The sequence below is a fragment of the Micromonospora echinofusca genome (assembly GCF_017614955.1).
In the GTDB taxonomy this organism is placed as follows: domain Bacteria; phylum Actinomycetota; class Actinomycetes; order Mycobacteriales; family Micromonosporaceae; genus Micromonospora; species Micromonospora echinofusca_A.
The window spans coordinates 26,313-34,335 of record NZ_WVUH01000023.1 but is presented as its reverse complement, the minus strand read 5'-3'; the positions used below and the strand labels follow the sequence as shown (position 1 = coordinate 34,335).

Sequence of the window (8,023 nt, the reverse complement as noted above, 5' to 3'; positions counted from 1 at the left end):
GCACCGGAGGCACGGGGGGCACCGGGCGGGAGGCGGCAGCGGACCAGCTCGACCGGGCGTTCCGTACCGCGTCGGCACTGCACACCGACGCCGGGCTGGACCTCGTCGTCGCCCCGGTGCCGACCCGCACCGGCGCGGTGGTGCGCCGGCTCACCGACCGGTACGCGCTGTCGGTGACACCGATGGTGGCGGGTACCGCCGGCCGGTTCGGTCCCCATCCGTCCGGGGACCGGACCGAGGTGGTCGACCTGCTGGCCCGGCTGCACCGGGCCACCCCGGCGGTCGCGGACACGGCGCCCCGGCTCGACCTGACACTGCCCGGCCGGGACCGGCTGCACGGGGCGCTGGCGGACCTCGACCGGCAGTGGACCGCCGGGCCGTACGGCGAGCCGGCCCGACGGCTGCTCGCCGGCCGTGCCGGTTACGTGGCGGGACTGCTCACCGACTTCGACCGGCTGGTCGACCGGGTCCGACGGAGCGGGGCGGCACCGGTGGTCACGCACGGCGAACCGCACCCCGGCAACCTCCTGCGTACCCGGGACGGCCTGCGGCTCGTCGACTGGGACACGGTCCGCCTCGCCCCGCCGGAGCGGGACCTGTGGATGCTCACGCCCGCCTTCGACCGACTGGCCGGCGGCGAGCCGGACGGGCAGGTGGGGGACCTCCTCGACCGCTACACCGGGGCCACCGGCCGGACGGTGACCGTGGACGGCCTCGCCCTCTGGCCCCTGTGGTGGGAACTCGCCGACATCGCCGGCTACGTCGACGACCTGCGCCGCCCCCACGGCGACACCGCCGACACCGCCGCCGCGTGGACGTATCTCAGTGGATATCTCGATTCCTGACCGGACCGGGTGTCGCTTTCCGGGGTACCGGCCCACTGGTGTCCGGAAGCGACACCGGATACCGGGACCAGCCGGAATGCTGATCATGAATGCGAATGGTGTCGCCGGAGCGGGGTCGCGGAACACATAGCACGTATGTAGTCTCGCCTATATGGATACCGTTACCCGTGCCTCAGAGCGTCCGCTGGCAACGGACACCCAGAACGACCTCGTCGAGTTGGACTTCACTCCGATCACCGACGAGGAGGCCTTCCAGGTGGAGGACCGGACGTACCTGTTCGGCGTCCACGTGGACGCGGTCCGCGGCTGACGTAGGACAGCGCACCACGCACCATCTCACGGGGGATCCGGCGGGTGCACCGCTCGCCGGAGTCTCCACGTCCCAGACGGGAGACCGAGGCTGCTCACCGACTCCGCCAGCGGGCTCGCGTACTCGTGCGACCCGCTCACCGGTCGGCCCGGACTGTCGGGCCAGATCCGGTTCGCCGCGACGGGATCGCAGCTTCTCCTGACCGGCGGCCACGACCTCGCCGTCGTCGCACCGGCGCAGCCGTGGGGCGCGGACCTGGCCGCGCTCGTGGCCGCCGCGCACCGGCAGGCCGGCTGTCCGGTACGCGTCGAGTTCGTGCTCGACGGTACGGACGTGCAGGTCGTCGCGGTCACCCCGGCCGAACTCCGGGGCGCCGCCCTCGTCGCGCACGTCGCGCGTCTCGCGGCGCGGGGCGCCCTCACCGACGCGCAGGCCCTCGACCTGGTCGACGACCCGGACCTCGGTCGGGCCCTCACCCCCGTCGCCCGGGTGACCGGCCTTCCCGTGGTGTGCCACGGGCTCGGCGTCGCACCCGGGATCGTCAGCGGGGTCGCCGTGTTCAGTACCCCGGCTGCGGTCGCCGTCCGCGCCGAGGGGGCCGACCCGGTGCTCATCCTGCCCGCCAGCCGGCCGGAGGACCTGCCCGGCCTGCTGGCCGCCGCCGCAGTGGTCACCGAGCACGGGGGGAGCACCTCCCACGCGGCCGTGGTGACCCGTGGACTCGGCCGGGTCGGGGTCACCGCGCTCACCGACGCCCGGGTCGACCCGGCGGCGTCCTGCCTGCGCCCGACGACCGGGGAACCGGTCGTCGCGGGTGACCCGGTGACCGTCGACGGACACACCGGCCGCCTGTACCGGGGCGCGGTGACGGGGGAGCCACCACGCGTCGAGGACGACGTCGCGTCGGCCGTCGACTGGCTCCTGGCGGTCGCCGACCGGTACGCGGACCTGCCGGTGCGGGTGAACGCGGACACCCCGGCCGACGCGGCGGCCGGCCGGGCCGCCGGGGCCGGCGGGATCGGTCTGTGCCGGATCGAGCACATGCTGCTCGGTGACCGGCAACCACTGCTCGCCCGTGCCCTGACCGGCACCGGGACCGCATCCGGCGGCGAGGCGCTGGCGGAACTGCGGGACATCCTGCGTGCCGACTTCGTGGCGATGCTGCGGGTGATGGACGGGCTGCCGGTGACCGTGCGGCTGCTCGACCCGCCCCGGCACGAGTTCCTACCCGACCCGGTCGGGTTGGAGGTCGCCGCGGCGCTGGCCGAGAGCCGGGGCGACACCGGTCCGGACCCGGTCCGGCTGGCCGCCGTACGCCGGCTCCGGGAGAGCAACCCGATGCTCGGGGTACGTGGTGTCCGGCTGGCCGTCCTCAACCCGCTGCTGCTCGCCGCACAGGTGACCGCCCTCGTGGAGGCGACCGCCCGGGTCCGGCGGGACGGCGGTGACCCCCGGCCGGAACTCCTGGTCCCGATGGTGACGCTGCCCGCCGAAGTGGAGCTGGTCCGCGCCGCCCTCCGGCAGGCGTACGACGCGCTCGGGCTCACCGGAAAGGCCGATCCGATGCCGGTCGGGGCCATGGTGGAGACCCCGCGCGCCGCCCTGGTCGCCGGTGCGCTGGCCCGGGTCGCCGACTTCCTCTCCATCGGCAGCAACGACCTCACCGCCCTGGTCTGGGGACTGTCCCGGGACGACGCCGAACGGGAACTCCTGCCCCGGTACCAGGATCTGGGCCTGATCACCGATCCGCCGACCGCCCGGTGGGACGACGAGGGTGTCGGCGGCCTCGTCCGTCACGCGGTCGACACCGCCCGTAAGGTGAAGCCCGGAATCGGGATCGGCGTGTGCGGCGAGCAGGCGGTCGATCCGGTGGCCGTGCGCCTGCTCCGGGAGCTCCGGGTCGGCTACCTGTCGTGCTCGCCGGCCCGGCTGCCCGTGGTGCGGTTGGCGGTCGCCCGGGCGGCGCGGGCCGCCCGGCGGAACGGGGAGGCGTGATGGGCGTACCGGCGGTCGAGGTGACCGGCGTCGGTCGGGTGTTCGGCCGGGGCCGGCACGAGGTGGTCGCGCTGCGGGACGTCACGTTCGAGGTCGCCCAGGGGCAGATCCTCGGCGTGCTCGGCAGCAACGGCGCCGGCAAGACCACCCTGACCAAGATCCTGGCGACCCTGTTGGAGCCGACCACCGGTACCGCCCGGGTCTTCGGCCACGACGTGCGCCGCGAGCTGCGGGCGGTGCGTCGCCTGACCGGCGTGGTGTTCGGCGGTGACCGGGGTTTCTACGGGGCGCTCTCCGGTCGGGACAACCTCCGGTACTTCGCCATGCTCGCCGGGGTCGGACGGCGGACCATCCGCGCCAAGGTGGACGACGCGCTCGCCGGGGTCGGGCTCACCGACGCCGCCCGCCGACCCGTGGAGACGTACTCCAAGGGCATGCGGCAGCGGCTGCACATCGCGCTCGGCCTGGTCGCGGAGCCCCGCCTGCTGCTGCTGGACGAACCGACCGTCGGGCTCGACCCGGTGGAGGCCGAGCGGCTGCGCACCAGCATCGCCGCGTTGCGGCGGACCGGCGTCTCGATCCTGCTGACCAGCCACTACCTGCTCGACATCGAACGCCTGGCCGACCGGGTGCTGGTCATCGCGCAGGGCCGGGTCATGGTGGACACCCCGGCGACGGAGTTCGCCCGCTCGGCCGGGTTCGCGGCCACCGTGACCGTGCAGGGGCGCGGCCCGCTGCCGGCGCGGCTCGACTCCTACGGGATGACGGTGGAGAGCGTCGAGGACCAGGGCGGGGTGTGGACCGCGCGGCTGCGCGTACCCGACTGGGGTGGCGAGATGTTCCAGCAGCTCAGCGCGGCGCTGGCCGACGCCGACGTGCTCGGCGTGGACGTCGCCCCGGTCCGGCTGGAGGACGTGTACGCCCTCGTCATGCAACGGTTGGCGCAGGACGAGCCGGCCCGGACGGCGCAGGACGAGCCGGCCGGAGCAGCCGGAGTGGACCGCCGATGACCGAGCGTCTGCTGGCCGGCGGGTGGGTGGCGTGGATGGCGCTGCGCGCCGAACAGCAGGGCATGCGTACCCGGCCGATGGTGGTCGTGGTCGCCGTGATCCAGCCCGTCGCGTTGCTCTTCGTCGTCGCCGGCACCCGGGACCTGACCCCCGGCGAGGCGACCGTCACCGTGTCGGCGGTCGTGCTGACCGCGATGTGGAGTGCCACCGTCTGGACGGCGGGCGGGGTGCTGCGCCGCGAGCGCGGCTACGGCACCCTCGCGCGCAGCGTCACCAGTCTCTACTCGCCCAGTCTGGTGCTCTTCGGCCGCAGCCTGGGGGCGACGGTCTACAGCGCGGTCGGCATCCTGGCCAGCTCGGCGGTGGTGGTGGCGCTGCTCGGGTTCCGGTTCGCCGTACCGCACCCGGGCTGGCTGCTGGTGGCGCTGCTGGTCGTGGTCGCCTCGGGTACCGCGCTCGGCATGCTGCTGGCCTGTCTGTTCCTGGTGACCCGGCACGGCCTGGCCTGGTCCGGTGCGCTGATCTACCCGGTCTTCATCCTCGGCGGCCTGCTGATCCCACCCGACGCGCTGCCGGTCTGGCTGCGCTGGGTGCCGGCGCTGCTCAGTCTCCGCTGGGTGCACGAGTTCGTGGTGGCGGTCAGCGGCGGCCCGGTGCGGCTCGCGCCCCTCGGGGTGGCCGTCGCGCTGACAGCCGGGTACCTGCTGCTGGCGGTGGTCTGCCTGCGCGTCGCGGTCGACGCCGGGCGGCGGAAGGGGACCCTTGAGCTCGTCTGACCGGTTGACCGGGCCGGCGCTGTGGCGGCTGGGGGAGACGGTACGGTTCGGTTGGCGCGAGTTCCACGCCGTCAACCCGCCCAGCGTCGTGGTCGGCAGCATCCTGCCGCGCATGCTGTTGCAGATCCTCTTCTTCACGCTGCTCGGTGGCGTCCTCGCCGGGACCCGGCACCAGGAGTACGCCTTCGTCGGCGGGCTGGTCCTCGGACTGGCCATGACCGTCATCCTCTACGTCTCCCAGGTGCCGGTCGCCGACAAGGAGTCGGGGACGTTCTGGCGGCTGCGTACCGGCCACCTGACCCCGATGGTGGTGTTCACCGCCCGCGCCCTGCCGTACCCGGTGGTGGGGTTCGCCGTGCTGCTGGTCTCCGCCGCCGTCGTCGCCCCGCTCGCCGGGCTCGGTGGGCTCGCCGTGCGGCTCCTCCCGGTGGCCGGCATCTACCTGCTCGTCGCGTTCACCGCGATGGCCGCCGGTCTGGCGGCGGCGGCCTTCGCGGTCGGACGGCGGGCGGAGACACTGGTCAGCAACCTGATGGGGTACGTCGTGCTGCTGTGCAGCGGTGCCTTCCTGCCACCGGGTCGGATCCCCGCGCTGGACGCGATCGGGACGGTCGTCCCCGGCCGGCACGGGCTGGCCGCCATCCACGCCCACCTGCGCGGCGACCCGTGGGTGTCCGGTGTGGTGGCCGAGGCGGTGGTCGGCGTGGCCTGGCTCGGCGCCGCGACGCTCGTGGTCGCCGTGCAGATCCGCCGGGCCCGGCGGCACGGACACGACGACTTCGCCTGAGCCTGCCCGACACCGACCGGGGCAGCGGACCGTCGCCCGGCAGGTCGACGAGCCGTCAGTCGGCGTCGACGGTCACCCGTTCGATGAGCACCTCGCCGGGGGCGGTGGCGATGGCGACGGCCAGTTCCCGGGAGGCCGGGTCGCGCACCGCGCCGAACGGCACGTACGCGCCGTCGAGGTGGCGGGCGGCGGCGAGGGTGACGAAGAACCGCGACCCGGCGCTGTCCCGGCCGTTGTTCGCCATCGCCACCAGGAACGGCCGGTCGAAGGTGGCATCCGGCTGGAACTCGTCGGGGATCCGGTAACCGGGGCCACCGGTACCGGTGCCGGAGCGGTCACCGGCCTGGATCACGAATCCCGGTACCCGCCGGTGGAACCGGGTGCCGTCGTAGAACGGCTCCCGCCGGTGGACCCCGGTCTCCGGGTCCCGCCAGGGACGGGTACCCCGGGCCAGCGCCACGAAGTTGTCCACCGTGTACGGCACCGTCTGCGGCCACAGGTGCAGCTCCAGGGGCCCGAGGTTGGTGTGCAGGACGGCGGTGACCCGCTCGTACCGCTGCGGCTCCGCCGGCCAGGGTCGACGGAAGTGCCAGGTACGCGACCGGATCGGCGCGGTGGTCGCCGCCGGGGACGGGGCGTACTCCGCCGCCTCGGCCCGGGAGCCGCAACCCAGGCTGCCCGGCGGGGCGGCGCCGATGGTGAGCCGCCCGCCGGCCGGCGGCGACCCGGCCGGGGTCGGGACGGCCCATGGCGGCTCGGTCGGCGCGGCGCCCGGGGCGTCCGACGCGGTTGCCGGGGCGACCGGCTCGCGGCCCCCGGCCAGCCACCGTGGTGCGTAGCCGGCCTCCCGGCGTTGCCGGTGCCGCTGCCAGCGCCCCCGGACCTCGGCGGAGGCGTGCCGGGCCAGCAACTCCAGGTCACCGGCGGCCTGGGCCTCCAGCACCGGCCAGAGGTGCTCGGCCTCGAAGTACTTGTCGAAGAGGCAGCCGTTGTTGTGTTGCAGGGTGAAGCACTGGTCGATGAAGACCCGGGCCGGCAGTTCACCGGCGGCGTACCGGCGCAGCATGGCCGCGATGGGCGCCCACGCCTCCCCGCCGTACTCCACCCCCGGGCCGGCGAACGCCTGCACCGCCAGGTCGAGGGCGGGTACCTCGCCGAGCGCCCGGCGACTGCGCCACCAGCCCACCCGACTGTCCCCGGTGGTCACCTCGGCGAGGAAACCGGCCAACGCCGGGTCGAGGGTGTCCCGTCGGGCGCACTCGTAGTGGCCCAGCTCGGTGCCGACAATGACGTCCAACTGGGTGGCGAAGTCGGCGCTCAACTGCGGCGCCCAGTCGGCCAGCCGGGCCCGGGCCGCCGCGTCACCCGCGGCGGCCAGCCACTCCAGCAGGTAGAAGTCGGCGGCCAGGGCGGCCCCGTCGACGTTCTCCACGTACCACCGGGGCGCGTACGACGCGGCCTCCCCGGTGATGGCCGCGAGCGCGTCCTCCCGGTCGGTCAGCCCGTCCAGGTAGCGCAGCCAGTGCCGGCGGGCGAGGTCGTACAGGCGGGGGAACCGCCAGGCGGTACCCAGCACGTCGACGCAGGGCCGGTGGGTGGGATCGGTGCTCCGGACCAGGTGACCGGCGGTCAACTCGACCAGGATCTTGGTCAGCAGCAGCCGCAGCCGGTCCGGGTACGGGCCGGAGTCGGGAAGCAGCGCGCGGAGCCGGTGCAGCAGGTGGTCCGGATGCCGCCCGTTGCGCAGCAGCGCCCAGCCCAACTGGGTCAGGACGGCGTCGGCCAGGGTGGCGCCGACGTAGCGCCGGCAGTCGAGGTACGCGGCCACCACCCGGCCGCCGTCGGTCAGGAACCCCACCGACGGCGGGTACGGGGCGAACGGCACCAGGTAGAGGGGGAGTTCGAGATCCGACCCGGGGACCCCCATCGCCTCGGCCAGTGGCCCGGCCACCCGGTCGAGGCAGAGCCGCCGGTCGAGGTCCGCCTCGGCGTGGGCCCGGTGTTCGGCGTACCCGTCGATCGCCGGCGCGAGGGACGGGCGGGCCGCCGCCATCGCCCGCAGCACCGTGCGGGTCGGCTCGTCGGGAGCGTCCGGCGGGCCGTCCGGGCTGGCGAAGCCGACCGGCGGGATCGGGGTGCCGCCCCCGCGCCAGCCGCGCAGCCCCTCCCGGAAGGCGGCGATCACCGGCTCGACCGGCCGGGGCAGCAGGCTCACCTCCCACGAGCAGCGGCCCAGTACCTCCCGGTGCAGGGCCAGGTAGAGGTCGAGGGTGGTGCTCCGGTGGTAGCTGACCTTCACG

Annotated in this window: 7 protein-coding genes; 6 read left to right on the top strand and 1 reads right to left on the bottom strand. The window is 74.7% G+C overall.

All coding sequences use genetic code 11. The features are described from left to right. From GSF22_RS05150 to GSF22_RS05125, 6 genes are all read left to right on the top strand, one after another. Positions 1–845: phosphotransferase (locus GSF22_RS05150; protein ID WP_208811574.1), on the top strand; the 845-nt coding region annotated here is incomplete at its 5' end. 151 nt (positions 846–996) lie between these two features. Further along, the gene (locus GSF22_RS05145) at positions 997–1,155 is read left to right on the top strand and encodes a hypothetical protein (RefSeq protein WP_208811573.1); all 159 of its coding nucleotides are present in this window, start codon (positions 997–999) and stop codon (positions 1,153–1,155) included. A gap of 267 nt (positions 1,156–1,422) precedes the next feature. Beyond that, positions 1,423–3,150, top strand: a complete 1,728-nt coding sequence (locus tag GSF22_RS05140; protein ID WP_208811572.1) for a putative PEP-binding protein — start codon at positions 1,423–1,425, stop codon at positions 3,148–3,150. Then, complete coding sequence (locus tag GSF22_RS05135) at positions 3,150–4,160, top strand: ABC transporter ATP-binding protein (RefSeq protein WP_208811571.1); 1,011 nt, start codon at positions 3,150–3,152, stop codon at positions 4,158–4,160. The genes GSF22_RS05140 and GSF22_RS05135 overlap by 1 nt, the downstream gene beginning before the upstream one ends. Then, positions 4,157–4,936, top strand: a complete 780-nt coding sequence (locus GSF22_RS05130) for an ABC transporter permease (protein ID WP_208811570.1) — start codon at positions 4,157–4,159, stop codon at positions 4,934–4,936. The genes GSF22_RS05135 and GSF22_RS05130 overlap by 4 nt, the downstream gene beginning before the upstream one ends. After that, positions 4,923–5,723, top strand: coding sequence for an ABC transporter permease (locus GSF22_RS05125; protein WP_208811569.1), 801 nt, complete (start codon positions 4,923–4,925; stop codon positions 5,721–5,723). Before GSF22_RS05130 ends, GSF22_RS05125 begins: the two co-directional genes overlap by 14 nt. A gap of 55 nt (positions 5,724–5,778) precedes the next feature. Here GSF22_RS05125 and GSF22_RS35600 read toward each other — a convergent pair whose 3' ends face one another. Beyond that, complete coding sequence (locus GSF22_RS35600) at positions 5,779–8,022, bottom strand: peptidylprolyl isomerase (protein ID WP_208811568.1); 2,244 nt, start codon at positions 8,020–8,022, stop codon at positions 5,779–5,781. Position 8,023 lies beyond the last annotated feature (1 nt).